This window comes from Sinomonas flava, from assembly GCF_039531875.1.
GTDB classification, from domain to species: Bacteria; Actinomycetota; Actinomycetes; order Actinomycetales; family Micrococcaceae; genus Sinomonas; species Sinomonas flava.
On record NZ_BAAAQW010000003.1, the window covers coordinates 1,028,949 to 1,045,833 of the forward strand.

Annotated in this window: 15 protein-coding genes; 4 read left to right on the forward strand and 11 right to left on the reverse strand. The window is 72.4% G+C overall.

Features of this window, described 5'->3' with window-relative positions; genetic code table 11:
• Positions 1-75: 75 nt before the first annotated feature.
• Entirely contained in the window at positions 76-1,125 is a 1,050-nt protein-coding gene (locus ABD298_RS07390) for a LacI family DNA-binding transcriptional regulator (RefSeq protein WP_344298986.1), read from the forward strand.
• Between the two features lie 109 nt (positions 1,126-1,234).
• Here the strand turns inward: ABD298_RS07390 and ABD298_RS07395 are convergent, their stop codons facing one another.
• From ABD298_RS07395 to ABD298_RS07410, 4 genes are read right to left on the reverse strand one after another with little or no spacing between them, the layout of a single operon-like run.
• The gene (locus tag ABD298_RS07395) at positions 1,235-2,596 is read right to left on the reverse strand and encodes a glycoside hydrolase family 32 protein (RefSeq protein ID WP_344298987.1); all 1,362 of its coding nucleotides are present in this window, start codon (positions 2,594-2,596) and stop codon (positions 1,235-1,237) included.
• Positions 2,597-2,607: 11 nt separating this feature from the next.
• A complete protein-coding gene (locus tag ABD298_RS07400) occupies positions 2,608-3,534 on the reverse strand; it encodes a carbohydrate ABC transporter permease (protein ID WP_344298988.1) in 927 nt (308 codons plus the stop codon).
• A 10-nt stretch (positions 3,535-3,544) separates the two neighbouring features.
• Positions 3,545-4,420: a carbohydrate ABC transporter permease gene (locus tag ABD298_RS07405; protein WP_344298989.1), complete on the reverse strand. Its 876-nt coding sequence runs from the start codon at positions 4,418-4,420 to the stop codon at positions 3,545-3,547.
• Complete coding sequence (locus ABD298_RS07410) at positions 4,417-5,850, reverse strand: extracellular solute-binding protein (RefSeq protein WP_344298990.1); 1,434 nt, start codon at positions 5,848-5,850, stop codon at positions 4,417-4,419. Before ABD298_RS07410 ends, ABD298_RS07405 begins: the two co-directional genes overlap by 4 nt.
• 156 nt (positions 5,851-6,006) lie before the next feature.
• Here ABD298_RS07410 and ABD298_RS07415 point away from each other — a divergent pair, with 156 nt between their 5' ends.
• Positions 6,007-6,960 (forward strand): phosphatase PAP2 family protein, encoded by a 954-nt coding sequence (locus ABD298_RS07415; RefSeq protein ID WP_344298991.1) that lies wholly within the window; start codon positions 6,007-6,009, stop codon positions 6,958-6,960.
• A 32-nt stretch (positions 6,961-6,992) separates the two neighbouring features.
• On the opposite strand, the gene ABD298_RS07420 is transcribed toward ABD298_RS07415, so the two are convergent.
• From ABD298_RS07420 to pdhA, 6 genes are all read right to left on the reverse strand, one after another.
• Positions 6,993-8,186 carry an MFS transporter gene (locus ABD298_RS07420; RefSeq protein ID WP_344298992.1) on the reverse strand — a complete coding sequence of 398 codons (1,194 nt, stop codon included), beginning with the start codon at positions 8,184-8,186 and terminating at the stop codon, positions 6,993-6,995.
• A 231-nt stretch (positions 8,187-8,417) separates the two neighbouring features.
• Complete coding sequence (locus ABD298_RS07425) at positions 8,418-9,842, reverse strand: MinD/ParA family ATP-binding protein (protein ID WP_344298993.1); 1,425 nt, start codon at positions 9,840-9,842, stop codon at positions 8,418-8,420.
• A 76-nt stretch (positions 9,843-9,918) separates the two neighbouring features.
• On the reverse strand, positions 9,919-10,731 hold the full coding sequence (locus tag ABD298_RS07430; protein WP_344298994.1) for an MBL fold metallo-hydrolase: 813 nt from the start codon (positions 10,729-10,731) through the stop codon (positions 9,919-9,921).
• 56 nt (positions 10,732-10,787) lie between these two features.
• Positions 10,788-12,227: a dihydrolipoamide acetyltransferase family protein gene (locus ABD298_RS07435; protein WP_344298995.1), complete on the reverse strand. Its 1,440-nt coding sequence runs from the start codon at positions 12,225-12,227 to the stop codon at positions 10,788-10,790.
• 1 nt (position 12,228) lies between these two features.
• Positions 12,229-13,326 (reverse strand): alpha-ketoacid dehydrogenase subunit beta, encoded by a 1,098-nt coding sequence (locus tag ABD298_RS07440; protein WP_344298996.1) that lies wholly within the window; start codon positions 13,324-13,326, stop codon positions 12,229-12,231.
• Entirely contained in the window at positions 13,323-14,504 is a 1,182-nt protein-coding gene (gene pdhA / locus ABD298_RS07445) for a pyruvate dehydrogenase (acetyl-transferring) E1 component subunit alpha (protein WP_344298997.1), read from the reverse strand. Before pdhA ends, ABD298_RS07440 begins: the two co-directional genes overlap by 4 nt.
• A gap of 149 nt (positions 14,505-14,653) precedes the next feature.
• Here pdhA and ABD298_RS07450 point away from each other — a divergent pair, with 149 nt between their 5' ends.
• Both ABD298_RS07450 and ABD298_RS07455 read left to right on the forward strand, forming a co-directional pair.
• Complete coding sequence (locus tag ABD298_RS07450) at positions 14,654-15,139, forward strand: Lrp/AsnC family transcriptional regulator (RefSeq protein WP_344298998.1); 486 nt, start codon at positions 14,654-14,656, stop codon at positions 15,137-15,139.
• 56 nt (positions 15,140-15,195) lie between these two features.
• Positions 15,196-15,990 carry a hypothetical protein gene (locus ABD298_RS07455; protein ID WP_344299000.1) on the forward strand — a complete coding sequence of 265 codons (795 nt, stop codon included), beginning with the start codon at positions 15,196-15,198 and terminating at the stop codon, positions 15,988-15,990.
• A gap of 100 nt (positions 15,991-16,090) precedes the next feature.
• Here ABD298_RS07455 and ABD298_RS07460 read toward each other — a convergent pair whose 3' ends face one another.
• Positions 16,091-16,873 (reverse strand): enoyl-CoA hydratase/isomerase family protein, encoded by a 783-nt coding sequence (locus ABD298_RS07460; protein WP_344299001.1) that lies wholly within the window; start codon positions 16,871-16,873, stop codon positions 16,091-16,093.
• Positions 16,874-16,885: the final 12 nt, after the last annotated feature.

The window sequence follows — 16,885 nt, forward strand, 5'->3', positions numbered from 1 at the left end:
GGCGCCCGCTGGGAGGGGGCCGCGCGCCGTCGTGCGCCGGCCAAACGCCGCACACGTGTCAGGTACACTGCGGGCATGACGCGCAAGGCCACAGCACTCGATGTCGCACGGCGAGCCGGCGTCTCCCGCAGCGCCGTGTCGCTTGTGCTGAACGGGCGCGGCGACGGCAACGTCGCCAAGGACTCCCAGGAGCGCATCCTCGCGGCGGCGGCCGAGCTGAACTACACGCCCAACGCGATCGCCCGGAGCCTGCGGGACCAGCGCTCGCGCGTGATCGGGCTCGTCTCGGACCAGGCCGTCACGAGCCCGTTCGACGGCGAGATCATCGCCGGCGCCGACGCGGTCGCCCGCAGCCGGGGGTTCGTCACCCTCGCCACCGACACCGAGCAGGACGCCCTGAGGGACCTCGACGCGGTGCGGACCCTGCTCGACCGGCAGGTCGACGGGCTCATCTACGTGACGGTGGGCCTGCACGAGCTCCACGTGCCGCAGGGCATGCTCGCGGTCCCGGCCGCCCTCGCCAACTGCTACGCGTCCCCCGACTCCCCGCCCGGGGCGTCGGCGCTCCCATCGATCCAGCCGGACGAGGTGACCGGGGGGCACGACGCCGCCGCGCACCTGATCGGGCTCGGCCACCGCCGCATCGCCTTCCTCGGCGGGGAGTACTCCTCGCCTGCTGTCGCCCTGCGCGAGGCGGGCTTCCGGGCCGCCATGGCCGAGGCCGGCCTGCCCGTGCGCGAGGACTGGGTCTTGGAGGCCGGGTGGGACATCGCTCCCGGGCACGCAGCCGCGACCGCCCTCCTGTCCGCGCCCGCCGGCGAACGGCCCACCGCCCTGCTCGGCGGCAACGACCGCGCCGCCGTCGGGATGGTCCTGGCTGCCGCCCGCCTGGGCCTCGACGTCCCCCGCGACGTCTCGGTCATGGGGTACGACGACGAACAGCGCGTCGCCTCCGTCATGGTCCCGGCACTGAGCACCGTGGCGCTGCCGCTGCGGAGGATCGGCGAGGAGGCCATGCGCGCTGTGCTCGGCGCCCTCGACGGCGGCGGCCCGGCCCGGGGGCCGCTCCTCATCCCGTGCGAGCTCACCCCCCGATACTCCACCGGCCCCGCCCCCGCCGTCTGAAGGTCACCTCCTGGGAGTCACCTCCTGGGAGTCACCTCACGTGACCCCCAGGAGGCGACCCCCAAGAGAACCATCCGCGGCGGCCGTCCGGCGAGCCCTGGGGGCAGGGTCAGGCGCCCGGGACGGCGAGCCGCCACGCGCGTGCCCGGACGCCCGGGCCCATCTCGAGCCGGTAGGACTGGGCTCCGGAGGGGTACGCCCGCAGCGTTGTCGCGGCGCCGGCCGAGGTGAACACCTCGACGATCGACGCGTCGACGAGCACCCGCACCTCTTCGCCCTCCGCCACGGCCCCGCTCCACACGGTCGCGTCCCCGAGCCGGAGGCGCACCGTACCCTCCCCGGCGACCACAGCGTCGGCCTGGTCGGGCAGCGGCAGCTGCGGGCCGCCGTCGTGCGTCCCGGGCGTGTCCTCAAGCGGCTCGGCCCGAAGCGCGGCGAGCTCGGGGGCGGCCTGCAGCCGGACGGCGCCGCCCTCCACCCGCAGCTCCCGCGGGAACGTGAGCAGCCCAGACCAGCCGACGGCGTCACAGTCCTCCGGCGTGCGGCCCCGCAGGCCGGAGGCTGCGACCTCCTTGGCCCAGCCCCACATGAGCACGCGCTCCCCGGCCTGGACCGCCTGCGGCGCGTAGAACGAGCCGCCCACGTCCGTGATGCCCGACGAGAGCGGCGTGAAGACCGGGAGCGCGGTGACCGGATCGAGCGCCAGGGACCCCACAAGATGCCCGACCCCGGTGAGCTGCTCCTCGCGCCAAAGCGAGAACACGGCCACCCATGAACCTCCCGAACGGACCAGCTGCGGGCACTCCCAGATATTCGCGTCGGGCAGCTCGGAGGCGACAGGGTCCTCCGAGGTGAGCCAGATGCCGTGGTACTCCCAGGCCGAGAGGTCGTCGGCGCCGTACAGCAGCACGGCGGCGTGCCCGGTGGCGAGCCCGGCGCCCTGGACTGCCCACCGGCGACCGGCGAACTCAAAGAGGAAGGGGTCGCGGACGGCGACGACGCGCGGGTCGTCGGGCATCCCCGCCGCGACAACGCCGTCCTGCACCCACTCCCCGAGGTCGGCCGTCCCCCGGGCGAGCACGACCTGGGAGCGGCCCGACCCGTCCGCGACACCCGAGTAGACCGCGGTGGGCGTCCCCGCATCGAGGGTGACGACGCCGGTCCAGCACCCGTACGCGTCGGGGCCGCCCTGCTGCGGGGCGAGCGCGACGGGGTGCTCCTCCCACCGGACGAGGTCCGGCGAGCTCACGTGCCCCCAGTGGATCCGGTGGTGCCGGGCGGACTCGGCGTTGTGCTGGAAGAAGACGTGCCAGCGCCCGTCGGCGAACGCCACGCCGTTGGGGTCGTTGACCCAGCCCCGGGACGGGCGGGGGTGGAGGCGGGGGAAGGAGCGGTCGGGGTGAGCTGCGGATGCGTCCGCCCCGATGGTGGCGGGGACGACGGCTGCGGATGCGGTATGAGCGGAGGTCATCGGCGTGCTTTCTACTTGCCCGCGCCGGCGGTGAGGCCGTCGCGGAGGGAGCGCTGGCCGACGAGGAAGACGACCAGGGCCGGGATCATGGACAGGACCACGCCGGCGAGGACCACGGAGATGCTCCCGGTGCCCATGTTCCCTTGGAGGGAGACGAGGCCGAGGGGCAGCGTGAAGTTCTGTTCGGAGATGGTCAGGATGAGGGGCCGGAAGAACTCGTTCCAGTGGAAGTTGAACGCGAGGATCCCCACGATCGCGAGGCCCGGCATGGCCAGCGGCGCGTACACGGAACGGAAGATGCGGAAGGGGGACGCGCCGTCGATCGCGGCGGCCTCGGCGAGTTCGGCGGGCAGGCCGAGGAAGTACTGGCGCATGAGGAACGTGCCGAAGGCGGTGGGGATCGCCGGGAGGATCAGGGCAAGGAGCGTGTCGGACAGGCCCATGCCGCGGATGAGCATGAACACCGGCACGATCGTGACCTGGACCGGGACCATCATGGTCGCCAGCACGAGGGAGAACAGCGCGCCCTTGCCACGGAACTTCAGGAACGCGAAGGCGTAGCCGGCGAGCGCAGCGGAGATCATCTGGCCCACGGCGATGAGTCCGGTGACGAGGGCGCTGTTGAGCACGAGCAGCGCCATGTCGACCTGCTTGAAGACCTGCGCGTACGAGGTGAAGTCCGGGTCCCACGGGATGAACGACGGCGGGAGCCTCAGCGAGTCCGCGGGCGGCCGCAGGGAGGTGGAGAGCGTCCACAGCACGGGCCCGAGCGTGAGCGCTGCGGCGAGGACGAGGACGGCGATCCGGCCGACGAGCGACCAGTCGGGCGCACGACGGCGCCGGGTCGCCGGGGCGTTCGGGCGGCGGTCCCGCCGGGCAGACCCGGTATGGGCGCCGCGGTTGGAGGAGGCGGGGACGGGGGTGGCGGTCGTGGTCATGTCAGGGGCCTCACTGGTAGAAGACGAAGCGCTTGCTGAGCCGGAACTGGAGGGCCGTGACGGCCATGATGACGAGCATGAGGACCACGCCGATCGCGGAGGCCTTGCCGAATTCGAGCCGCTGGAACGCGGTCTCGAAGATCACCATGACGGCCGTGCGCGTGGAGTCTCCGGGGCCGCCGCGGGTGAGGACGTAGGGCTGGTCGAAGACCTGCAGGGCGTTGATGATCGCCATGACGGAGGCCACGAGGGTCGTGGGGCTGATGAGCGGCAGGGTCACGTGGCGGTGCTTGCGCCAGCCGGTGGCGCCGTCGAGGGACGCGGCCTCATAGGTCTCCTGCGGGATGGAGGCGAGCGCCCCGAGGAACAGCAGGAACGAGAACCCGAAGTTCTGCCACACGTAGACGAGCACCACCACGGTAGCGGACCCGACCGGCGTCGTGAGCCACGGCACGGCTGGGATGCCGACGGTGCCGAGGAGCCAGTTGACCACGCCGAACTGCTCGTTGAAGAGGTACTTCATGAAGATGGAGACGCTCGCCGCGGAGAGGATGAGCGGGAAGAAGAAGGCCGAGCGGAAGAAGACGCGCAGCCAGTGGGGCAGGCGCTCCTGGACGAGGATCGCGAGCCCGAGCGCCACGCCCAGCTGGAGCACGACGGCGACGGCCACGAACCCGATCGTGTTGCCGAACGCGACACGCACGGTGGGGTCGGCGGAGAGCTCGGTGAAGTTGGCGAGCCCGGCGAACTGCGGGGCGCTGAGGATGTCCCAGCGGAAGAACGCCAGGAGCACCGAGGCGACGATGGGCACGAGTGTGAAGACGCCCATGCCCACGACGGTGGGGGCGAGGAACAGCCAGGCCATGGCGCGCGAGGCGGTTTTCATGCGGTCCTCCTGAGGGCCAGCTCGAGGTCGTTCTGCAGGGAGGAGAGCGTGCCCTTGAGCTGCTGCTCGTCCCCGCTCACGGCGAGCGAGACGTTCTTGATGAGGGCGGTTTCGACGGCGGCCTGCTGCGGCGGCGCAGGAATGGGCCCGGTCGCGGGGAACCGGTCCAGGGTGTCGTAGAAGACCTTCCAGTGGGCGGGGCCCTTGCCCGCGTAGAGGGCCTCGTTGACCATCGACCTGCGGGCAGGGGTGGTGGTCGGGGTCGCGAAGATGAGCTCCATCGCCTCCCGGGAGGCGCTGAACTTCACCCACTCCCACGCGGCGTCCTTGTCCTTGGCGGTCTTCATGATCGCGTAGCCGGCGGTGCCGAACTGGTGGCGCTGGAGGGCGGACGCGGGCCCGCTCGCCCAGCGTGGGAAGAACGCGACGTCGAACGCGTCCGGGCCCATCCCGGCCTCGGCGAGGCCCTGCACCCAGTAGCCGCCGGCCGGGGTCGTGCCGATCCTGCCGGAGGCGAAGAGCCCGACGAGGGAGTTGCCGCCGCCCTCTTCCGGGCGGACTCCGAGGCCGTCCTTGACGAGTCCGCGCAGGAAGTCAAAGGTCTCGAAGACGCGCGGGTCGTCCGCGTTGGGCGACTCCCAGAGGTAGCCGCCGGAGCGGGAGGCGCGAGAGGGGTCCGAAGCGTAGAAGCGGTCCCAGAGCCAGTCCCCGCCGGTGGCGCGCTGCTCTGCGAGGAACGAGGTGCCGTTGGCGTAGAGCCACGGGACCACGCCGCCGAAGAGCCGGTTGGTCCAGTAGTACGGAGTGAAGCCGCCCGGATTGGCGCGTCGCATGGCCGCGAGGGCGGCGCGGAAGTCCAGGTGGCTCCAGTCGTCGGCGGGGCGGGACAGGCCCGAGGCTGCGAAGACCTTGGTGTTGTAGTACATGTCTGCGGCGTTCCAGTCCATGGGGAGCTGGTACAGGCTCCCCCGGTACATGAAGGCCTCGACGAGGCTGGGGTGGACGTCGGCAAAGTACTCGGCCATCGCGCCGGCGTCGCGGCGAATGAAGTCATCGAGCGGGTGGGCGAGCTTCTCGGCGAAGAGCTGGGCGCCCTCGGTGGCTACGTAGACCACGTCCGGCGGGTTGCCCGCGGCGACCATGGTGAGGATCTTGCTGAAGAAGTCCTTCCAGTCCACGGCCTGGATCGCCTGGACGCGGACCCTGATCTCGGGGTGGAGGCGTCGGAACGCGTCGACGGCCTTCTGGCGGGCGGCGGCGTCGGCCGCAGTGCCGAGGATGGCGATGCTGAGGCTGCCGTCGTTGCGGCCGGGGATATCAGTCCCTGTGAGGCGGGGCCACGAGGCCGCGGTTGCCCCGAGGATTCCGACGCCGAGGGCTCCGAGGGCGGTGCGCCGCGAGATCTCCCGCAGCCTGATGGAGTCGCCCATGACTCTCCTTTGAGGGGTTCGTACGGCTGAGTGCCGTGCCTAACACGTGTTAGGAATCGTAGATGTGACGCCTAACACGTGTCAAGTGCCCGGGTGACCCTGATGGCGCGCCCGGCCCTCAGGAGTCGTCCAGCCGCGTGTGGCACGCTGGAACGGATGGCTGCACCCACCCCCGCCCGCTCCGAGGTCCCCGGCTCCCGCGGCCGACGGGATCCGGCCTCACGGATGCCCGACAGGGACCCGAGGCGCGCTCCCCGCCCGGCGGTAGGGGTCGGGCCGTTCCTGCTGGCCTCGCTCGCGGCCGTCGCCGCGCTCCTGTGCACCTACCTGTTCTTCGTGCGCACCACCACGGGGCAGTACATCGACGAGTCCGCCCTCGTCGAGGCCACCGAGCTCTACGGGGCCGCGGGCAAGGCCTCCCTGCGGTTCCTCGACTTCCTCCCCGCGCTCTCGGTCGCCCTCGCGCTGGGGGCGCTGGGATACGCGGCGCTCGTACGACGGCGCTGGGCCGCCTCCGCCGTCGCCCTCGCCGCGGCGCTGTGCGCCAACCTCGCCACCCAGCTGCTCAAGAACGAGGTCCTGACCCGCCCCTACCGCGGCATCGAGACCTACATGGAGAACTCGCTCCCTTCGGGGCACACGACCCTCGCCGCGTCCGCAGCGGCCGCGGTCTTCCTCGTCGCGTCCCCGCGCTGGCGCCCCCTCGTGGCCTTCGCCGGTGGGACCTACGCCGTGGCAACCGGCGTGTCGACCCTCGTGAACCAGTGGCACCGACCGGCCGACGTCGTGTCCGCGTTCCTCGTCGTCGCCGTGTTCATGGCCCCCGCGGCCTGGCTCGTGCTGCGGACGGGCATGCGGTGGAACGCGTGGGACGGGTTCGGGCGCCACGTGGGCTCGTCGCGGCTGTGGCTTGCCCTGCCGACGGCCGCGGGGCTCGCTGCGGCGGCGGTCGCCGTCGTCGCGCTCGTGCGGATCGCCCCGCTTGCTGGGCGGGAGGTCAGCACGACGAACTACTTCTGGGCCGGCCTGGCGTTCATCGTGATCAGCGGCTACCTGGTCGCCGTGGGGGCATCCTGGCTCATGGCGCACGCTTCACGTCCCCGTCGCTGACACGGCGGTCGGAGCAGTCGGCCGGGCAGGACTCAGGCGCCAGCCTGCCGCCGCTGCGCCCGCGGGACGGCCCACGCGAGCACGGCCGCGGCTGCGAGGCCGAGGCCGCCGGAGGCGGCGACCCCCGCCCCGAGGCCCAATGCGGCGGTGACGGCCGAGAGCAGGACGGGACCCGCCGTCGTGCCCGCGTCCGCCATGAGCCGCCAGAGCCCGAGGAACTGTGCACGGCCGGGGCTCGGTGAAAAGTCGGCGCCGAGGGTCATCACCATGCCCGAGCCGATGCCGTTTCCCATGCCGAGCACGCATGAGGCGGCGAGGAACGGCCAGAACGTGCCCGTCCACGGCATCGCGATGAGGGAGAGGCCCATGAGGGTCATCGAGGGGACCGCGACGGCGAGCCGGCCCCGGGTGTCCATGGTCCGCCCGCCCGGATAGAAGAGCAGGAGGTCCATGCCTCCGGCTATCCCGTAGACGAGTGCGGCGGTGGTCGCGTCGAGTCCGAGGTGGTCGGCCCACAGTGGGATGACGACCTGGCGGGACTGCCGCACTGCGGCAACGAACAGGACGCCGAGCCCGACGGTCGTCAGGACTCTCCAGTGTCCCGCCGCGACCTGCGCGAGGCGGGGCTCGGGCGCGCGCGGCCCGTCGCCGTCGTCCGCGGTGAGGTCGCGCATCCACAGGGCGACCACCGATGCGCCGGCGAGCACCACCGCGCCGAGCCAGTAGGCGCCGCGCAGGCCCCAGAACTGGATCGCCCCCGCGCCGAGGAAGGGGCCGATGAAGATCCCGATGCGGCTCACCCCGCCGAGGGTCGAGAGCGCGCGGGCGCGGTAGTCCACCGGGACGGCCTCCGTGAGGTACTTCTGGCGGGCCAGCCCGGTCACGCTGCCCGACATGCCGAGCACGACGAGCGCGGGGACGAGCTGCCACAGCTCCTGGGCGAGGGCCGCGAGCACGAGCGCCACCGCGCCCGCCAGCTGGGCTCCGACGATCGCCCAGCGTTCCCCGAAGCGCAGCGTGAGGTAGGAGGCGGGCAGGTTGAACAGGAGCGAGCCCAGCCCCACGAGCGTGACCGTCAGCGCAGCGACGGCCACGGACGCGCCGAGGTCCCGCGCCGACAGCGCGATGACCGGCAGCACGGCCCCCTCGCCGAGGAAGAACAGGACGGACGGGCCGAAGGCGGGGACGGCGATCGACAGGAGGGAGAACTGTCCGGGCCGCTGCACTCCCCCACTCTAGTGACGCGCGAGGTCACGCCTCCCCATTGCACGCACAGGGCGCAGTGGCTAGAGTAAATCCAGTCCTTGGACTAACCTCGCCTCATGCCGGGCCGAGACCACGCCGGAGACGCGGCCGCTATTGGGGGCGGCCGCGCCTCCGTGCTGGCGGTTGCGGCGTGGCTGGGGTGCGCGGCTTGGGCAGGCGCTCGGACTCTGTCTGGGCCCCGATGAGGAGGGTCATCGCTGGTAGCCGGAGACGATCGCGGCCGCGATCTCGCGGTACGCCTGGCGCGTCTCGGGGCGGAGCGCCGGGAGGGACACGAGGTCGCCGTCAGCCATCGAGCGGTCGTGGGGAACGGTGATGAGGGCGCGGCACAGGCCCGAGAGCGTCGATTCGATCGCGCCCTTGTCCACGCGCGCGGAGACGTCGTCCTTGTCGGTCACGACGACGATCGCGCCCTTCGCGAGGCGGTCGTAGCCGTGGGCCGACAGCCAGCGCAGCGTGTCCCGGGCCCGTTTGGCGCCGCTCACCGCATAGCCGGCGACCACGACGATGTTGTCCGCCTCCTGCAGGATGCCCCGCATGGCCGGCCGGCTCACGCCCGTGCCGCAATCCGTGAGCGTGACGCCGAAGTGCGTGGCCACGAGCGCGTGGACGCGGCGGTAGTCCTCTGCCGTCAACGAGTCGGAGAGCTCCGGATCCTGCTCCCCCGCGAGAAGGTGCAGGCTGCCGGCCTGGTGCAGGTAGGAGACGAGTCGCGCACGCGTGGTGACCGAGTCGAAGTCCCGCAGGAGGCTCGTGATGGACCGGCTGCGCTCGGATTCGTAGGCCCCCTCGCCGAGGGCACGCTCGACCAGGTCCCCTGCGTCCGGGTTCGCGTCGATGGCGCACGGGGGTTCCGGCCGCAGCTCGGCGAGGGTGAGCCCGACGCCCACGGTGGTCGAGGTCTTGCCGATGCCGCCCTTGAGGGACAGGAACGCGGTGTTCCAGCTGCCCTCGAGGCGCCGGGCAATCTGCCGCTCGAGCAGTTCTTCGCGGCGCTCCCGCTCGCTCGGCCCGAGGTTCACGGCACCGCCCGTGATGCGGTAGAGGAGGCCCCGCAGGCCCTTCGGCGGATGGGCCGGGCCCGGGCGGACGAAGCCCGCCGGCTCCTCCGCGTGCTCAGCCTCCGCGGGCACTGGCGTGGGCTCGCGCACGGGACGCGGCGGTGCTGGCCTTGCCGCCGGCGCAGGCCCGGTCGCCGGCGCAGGCGCAGGCCTGGTCTGGGGCTCTCCGTAGGTGCGAGGCGAGCGCCCGCGGCCAGAGGCCACGGCGGTTGCGCGTGTCGCGGGCGTGGTCTCGACGTCCGGTTGGCCGCCGGCCACCGGTTCGTCCCCGGCCACCGGCCCGTCCCCGGCCACCGGCCCGTCGCCGGCCGCGGGCGGGCCGTCGTCCCCGGCGCGCTGGGCGGCGTCCGCCGAGGGCTGGCCAGGGGCCGCCTGGTTGGCGTCCCCCTCCGACGGCGCGGGTGCGGCGGCCGCCCGAGGCGACCCGTCGGCGTCGTGCGCGCCGGTGGCCGCAGCCGTGTCGGGCTCGGTTGGAGGAGCAGAGTCGTCGACGTGCGCCGCCCGCCGCGCCGCTTCCTCGGCTTCGCGCAGCCGCCGGGCCTCGCGCCGGGTCATGGGCGCAGGCGAAGCAGCCTCAGGCTCGACCGGACCGTCCGTCATGCTGCCCCCTCTTCCTCGCCCTGCCGGAACGTCAGCTCAGGCTGCTGGCCTTGAGCCGGCGGATGAACAGGCGGGACTGCTCGGGGCCGTACGGGAGGATCGGGACGGCCTTGGTGGCGTCGTCCGGAGTCTCGCGCGTGGCCTGCCTGGCCGAGCGCACCGCCGTCGCCATCGTATCCGCCATGGTGCGCACAAGCGCGTCGCTGCACAGCGCCCCATGCCCGGGGACCAGGTTGTCGTAGCGGTGCCGCAGCGCCGAGATGTGCCGCAGGACGTCCGCCCATTCCTCCGGGTACGAGTCCCCGAACTCCGGGTATGCGCCCTCCTCGACGAGATCGCCCGCGAAGAGCGTGCTCTGGGTCCCGACGAGGAGGTCGCCGTCCGTGTGGCCGCGGCCCAGGTGGAACAGGGTGACCGAGGTCCCGCCCAGATCGACGAGCACGGGCTGGTCGCGGACGATCGCCGTGGGGACCACGATCTGGGTGTTCTCGCCCTCCCCCGCCGCCATCTCCGGCTCGGCCTCGGCCACCGACTGCCGCTCGGCGTCACCCGTCTCGGCGATGGCCGCCACCGCGTTCTCGTGCGCGTAGAACTCGGTCACGCCCGCCGCGGCGAACACCGCGTTGCCGAAGTAGTGGTCGTAGTGCGCGTGGGTGTTCACGACGACGAGCGGCAGCTCCGTCTTCTCCCGCACGGCCGCGAGGATCTCGGCGCCCTGCCGCGGGCCTTGGCCGGTGTCGACCACGAGGGCGCGCTCGGTGCCCACCACGAGCCCGACGTTCATCCGCAGTGGCTCGGTGGCGAGGACGTATGTGCTGGCTCCGAGGTCTCGCCATTGCGCCATGTGATGCATTCCTTCTCGTCCGCGGGTCAGGGTTGAGCTTGATTCTGCCATGCCCCCTAGAGGTCCGCGAGGATGCCCCCCGGCTGCTCGACCGCGTCGGCGACGAACCGCAGGAAGCCGCCGGCCGTGCCGCCGTCGCACACGCGGTGGTCGAATGTGAGGGTCAGCTGGACGACCTTGCGGACCTGCAGCTGGCCGTCGACGACCCACGGGCGGTCGATGATCCGGCCCACGCCGAGGATGGCGGCCTCGGGATGGTTGATGATCGCCGCGCTGCCGTCCACCCCGAACACGCCGTAGTTGTTGAGCGTGAAGGTGCCTCCCGTGAGGTCCGCCGGGCTGGCCTTCCCCTCGCGGGCCAGGGCGGTGAGCCGGCGCAGCTCGGAATCCAGGCCGCGGGCGCTCAGGGTGTTGGCGTTGCGGATCGCCGGGACGACGAGCCCGCGGTCGGTCTGGGCCGCGAAGCCGAGGTTGACGCCGTCGAACTGGACGATCTCCTGGCCGTCGCCTGTCTCCTCGATCCTCGTGTTGAGCTCAGGGAACTTCTGCAGGCCCGCGACCACGAACCGTGCGATGAAGGCGAGCAGGCTCGGCGTGCTTCCGGGGTCGCGGCGCTTGAGGCCGTGACGCAGGTCCACGAGCGCCGTCGCGTCGGCGTCGACCCAGACCGTCGCCTCCGGGATCTCGGTCCGTGACCGGACCATGGCCTGCGCGACTGCCTTGCGCACGCCCTTGACGGGGGTTCGCGACGCGATCGCGAGGCCCGTCCGGGCATCCGCCTCCCCTGCCGAGGTCACCCCCTGTGGCGCCGAGGTCACCCCCTGTGGCGCCGACGTCACCCCCTGTGGCGCCGAGGTCACCCCAGCCGATTCGACGTCGCGGCGCATGATGAGACCGTCCGGACCGGACCCGGAAATCCGGGCGAGCTGGACATTGAGGTCTCGAGCAAGCCTGCGGACGAGCGGTGAGACGACGCGCACGGCGTCCGCGGGCGGCGTCGTGCGCGCCGGTTCCGCGACGGGAGCGGACGACGGCGCCGCCCCCTTGCGCCGTCGGGTGCGGCCGCCTGCCGCCCCACCAGGCGTGCCGTAGCCGATGAGGACATTCCCCGACCCAGAGGCTTCTGCGGGCGCTGGCGGACGGGCTCCGGCGCGTTCCTCCTCGCGATAGGCCTCCCGGGCGACTGCCCGAGCCTCAGACGGGGTGACCTCGGCGCCACCAGAGGTGACCTCGGCGATGGTGATGAGCGGGGCGCCGACGTCGATCGTGGCGCCCGGCTCGCCGTGCAGCTCGGCAACGGTCCCGGCATACGGCGTGGGCACCTCGACGACGGCCTTGGCGGTCTCGACCTCGGCGACCGGCTGGTCCACGGCCACGGTGTCGCCTGCGGCGACGAGCCAGCGGACGAGCTCGGCCTCGGTCAGGCCCTCCCCGAGGTCGGGGAGCCTGAAGGTCCTCTGTGCGGTGCTGTTCTGGGCGCTCACGGCGGTCGCCATGTCAGTCCTCCCACTGAAGGTCGTCGAGGGCGTCGAGGATGCGGTCGACGCTGGGCAGGTACCAGTGCTCGAGCTTGGGCGCCGGGTACGGGATGTCGAACCCGGTCACGCGCCGCACGGGCGCGGCGAGCGAGTGGAAGCAGCGCTCCTGCACCCTGGCCACGATCTCGGACGCGACCGACGCGAAGCCCGCGGCCTCGGCCACGACGACGGCGCGGCCCGTCTTGCGCACGGACGCGGACACGGTCTCGTCGTCGAAGGGCACGATCGTGCGCACGTCGATCACCTCGACGGACCGGCCCTCTGCCGCGGCGGCCTCGGCCGCCGCGAGCGCCGTCGGCACGGTGGGGCCATAGGCGATGAGCGTCGCATCCGTGCCGGAGCGTGCGACGGCGGCGGCGCCGTCGACGCTGAGCCGCCGCGCGCCGTCGTGCGCACCGGCGCCGGGGCCCTCCCCGCCCCGGCCCGCGAACTCCGACCGCAGCGCGTCCAGGTCCACGAGGTCCTTGGACCAGTACAGCTTCTTGGGCTCCATGAACACGACCGGGTCGTCGCTCGCGATGGCCTCGCGGAGCATGCGGTACGCGTCAGCGACGGTCGCGGGCGTGAAGACCTTCAGGCCCGGCGTGTGGGCGTAGTACGCCTCGGAGGAGTCGCAGTGGTGCTCGACGCCGCCGATCCCGCCCGCGTACGGGATGCGGATCACGAGAGGCAGCCGGACCCGTCCGCGGGTGCGGTTGTGCATCTTGGCGATGTGGCTCACGATCTGCTCGAACGCCGGGTAGGCGAAGGCGTCGAACTGCATCTCGATGACCGGGCGCAGGCCGTTCATCGCCATGCCGATCGCCATCCCGGCGATGCCGGACTCGGCGAGCGGCGTGTCGAAGCAGCGGTCCGCGCCGAACTCCTTCTGGAGGCCGTCTGTGACGCGGAAGACCCCGCCGAGCGTTCCGACGTCCTCGCCGAACACCACGACGCCCGCGTCGGCGCGCATCTCGTCGGCCATGGCCGTGGTCAGGGCCTTGGCGAAGGTCAGGGGTTCGGGGCCTGCGGGGCGGGCGGCGGCGCGGGCCGCGGCGGCCTCGGCGACGGTGCTCATGCTCCGTGCTCCTTTCCGGAAAGGTCGCGGGACTGCTCGTCGGCCACGAGGGCGGCCTGCTCGCGCAGCTGCGGGGTGGGTTCGGTGTAGACGAAGCGGAAGAGGTCCTGGGGGTCGACGGCGGTGTCCTCGCCCAGGCCCTCGCGCAGGCGCCGGGCCACGTCCTCGGCGTCGGCGGCGACGGCGGACTCGACGTCGTCCGTCAGCACGCCTTCGGTGCGCAGGTACTCGCGCATGCGCTTGAGGGGGTCCTTGACGGCCCAGGCCGCCACCTCGGCGTCCTCGCGGTAGCGGGTCGCGTCGTCGGCGTTCGTGTGCGCCTGCATCCGGTAGGTGTAGGCCTCGACGAGCAGGGGCCCCGAGCCCGAGCGGGCCAGGCGCACGGCGCGGTCGAGGACCGCGAGGAGGGCGACGGCGTCGTTCCCGTCCACGCGCTCCCCCGCCATGCCGTAGCCGATGGCCTTGTGGGCCAGCGAGGGCGCGACCGTCTGGTGAGCGAGCGGCACCGAGATGGCGTACTGGTTGTTCTGCACGAAGAACACGACCGGCAGGTGGAACACGGCGGCGAAGTTGAGCGCCTCGTGGAAGTCGCCCTCGCTCGTGGCGCCGTCGCCGCACATCGCGAGGACCACGGTGTCCTCGCCGCGCAGCTTCGCCGCGTGGGCGACGCCGACGGCGTGCAGCAGCTGAGTGGTCAGCGGCGTGGACTGGATGCCGACCTTGTGCTCGTGCGGGTCGTAGCCGCCGTGCCAGTCGCCGCGGAAGATGGTCATGGCCTCGACCGGGTCCACCCCGCGCGTCATGACGGCGACCGCGTCGCGGTACGTCGGGAACATCCAGTCACCGTCCGACAGGCACAGCGCCGCCGCAACCTGGCAGGCCTCCTGGCCGTGGCTCGACGGGTAGACCGCCATGCGGCCCTGGCGGACGAGGGCCGAGTTCTGGTCGTTGACCCGGCGGCCGACGACGAGTCGGCGGTACGCCTCGAGCAGTTCTTCCGCGGCGGGGATCGGGTACTCGTGGCCGGGGGCTGAGCCGCGCTCGTCCTCGGGGCGCAGCGATCCGTGCTCGTCGAGGATCTGGATCTGGGCCACCCGGCCGTGCACCGGGAGCATGTAGTCCTCGATGCTGATCCCGAAGCTGCGGATGGCTTCCTGTGCCTCGGCGGGAATGGTCATGGCTCCTCCTCGTGCCGGACGTGTTGACTCAAGTATCCGCTTCCGTGGCTATTCGTATGCCGTTGAAGGGCACATCATGGAAAACTGGATTCAGAACGCAGCAATTCAGAGACGAAACGTCGGGATGACGTGGATCACAGGAGGCTTCCATGGACGATCTGCACCCCAGCCGGGAGGCGCCGCCCCGGGCCGCGGAGCCGCGGCCGCTCGACGACGTCGACCGCGCCATCCTCGCCGAGCTCACCGAAGACGCGCGCCGCTCCGTGACGACCATCGCGGAGAACGTGCACATCTCCCGCGCGCACGCCTACAACCGGATCTCCCGGCTCCAGGCAGACGGCGTGATCACGAAGTTCACGGCCCTCGTCGACCCGCTGCGGGCGGGCCTGCGCTCGAGCGCGTACGTGACCCTCAAGGTGCGCCAGCAGACGTGGCGCGAGCTGCGCGAGCGGCTGCGGGCCATTCCGGAGGTGCACCACATCGCCCTCGTGGGCGGGGACTTCGACGTCATCATCCTCGTGCGGGCGCTGGACAACACCGACCTGCGCCGCGTCGTGTTCGACCAGCTGCAGAACATGCCCGGCGTCCTGGACACGCAGACGTTCCTGGTGTTCGAGGACCTGGACACGCGCTGAGCTGCCACGCGTCCGGCGTGGGAAGGTAGAGGCAAGGAGCCGTGACGAGGAGAGCCATGAGCAGCGATGCGGGGACGGAGCGAGCGGACGCCCCATCGCGCGGGAGGCCCGTGTGGATGTGGGTGCTCATCGCCGCCTGCGCGGCGGTGGGCGTGGGACTCGTCGTCGCCGTCGCCGGGCTATTCACCGCGCCCCCGCCGCGGCCTCCCGGGCCGCCACCGGGCACGTCCAGCGCCCCGCCGCCGACCCCCGACGGCGAGCTGTCCGCCTACCGGCTCAGCGATCGCCTGCCGTTCTCGTCGGCCCCTGTCTGGCACGCCGCCCCGAGCGCCCTGTACACGTTGACCGCCGCCCCCGAGGAATTCCGCTACGTCGGCTCGAACGGGTGCACCCTCGTCTTCCGCACCGGCCCGCTCGTGCCCTCGCCCTCACCCTCGGCGCGCACGACGGCGACCGTCTCGCCACCCGCTGCCGGCTCTCCAACCCCCTCGGGCCCCTCGGACAGCGCCGGCGCCGCGGCGTCGGACGATCCCGAGACGGCGGCGACGGCGGCAGCGCTCGAGGGCGCAGCGGCCGCCGTGCTCGCGCGGGGCACGGGGGGCGCGGTGACGGGGAGGGGCTTTCCTGTCGTCGTGACCCTCGGGTCGCTCACGGGGCCCCTTGTCGACATGGCCGGGGCAACCCTGCGGGTCGAGCATGCCGACGGCACCGTCACGCACGTCCGCCTGGCCGTGCGCGCCGTGCCGTCCGCTCAGGCGTCCTTCCAGGTCTCCGCCGAGTGCGCGACCCCCGAGGAGGCTGCCACGGCAATGAACCACGCGAGCGTGCACGCCTTCATCGCGACGCGCTGACGCCCACGCTGAGAGACCGCACAACCAAGCGCCAGGGACCCCACAACGGATCATCTCCGTTGTGGGGTCCCGTCCCGGCGGTTGCGGGGTCTCTGGCAGGTCAGCGGCCGGTGAAGGCGGGCTTCCGCTTCTCCTGGAAGGCCTTGAACCCCTCGGCGTAGTCCTCGGAGGAGCAGAGCTGGGCCTGCGCCTTGTTCTCTGCCTCCATGGATTCCCAGAGCCCGAGGCGCCGGTCGCGGATCTGCGCGACGAGCTCCTTCGACGCGACGAAGGCACCGGTGGCGCCCTCGGCGACGCGGCCGACGATCTCCCGCGTGCGCGGCAGCAGCTCCTCGGCCGGGAAGGCCCGGGAGAACATGCCGGAGCGGACGGCGTCCGCCCCGCTCATGAGCTCGGCCGTGTAGACGAGGTCGAGCGTGCGGTGCATGCCGAGGCGCTCGGTGAAGTACCAGTGGCCGCCCGAGTCCAAGGTCGCCCCCAAGTTCGCGAACGGGGAGCCGATCTTGGCGTTCTCGGCCACGTAGACGACGTCGGTCGCGAGCAGCAGCCCGAGGCCGACCCCGAGGGACGCACCCTGGGCGGCCGCGAACGTGGGCACCGGGAAGGCCGCCATCTTCTGCAGCAGCGGCTGCACCTTCCCGCCCAGGTACCCCAGCACGTCGTCGTCGGCGGGGACGACCCCGGAGATGTCCCGGCCGGCGCAGAAGGCCCGGCCCTCGCCGCGGAGGAGGAGGACCCGCACGTCACCGCGGGAGGCGGCGGCAGCGGCGTCGTCGTACGCGTCCGAGAGCTCTCCGAGCGCGGCCTCATCGAGGGAGTTGAGCTTGGCGGGCGCGTCGAGGACGACCTCGGCGACCCCGCCGGCGATGGTGAGGTTGATCATTCAGGCTCCTTG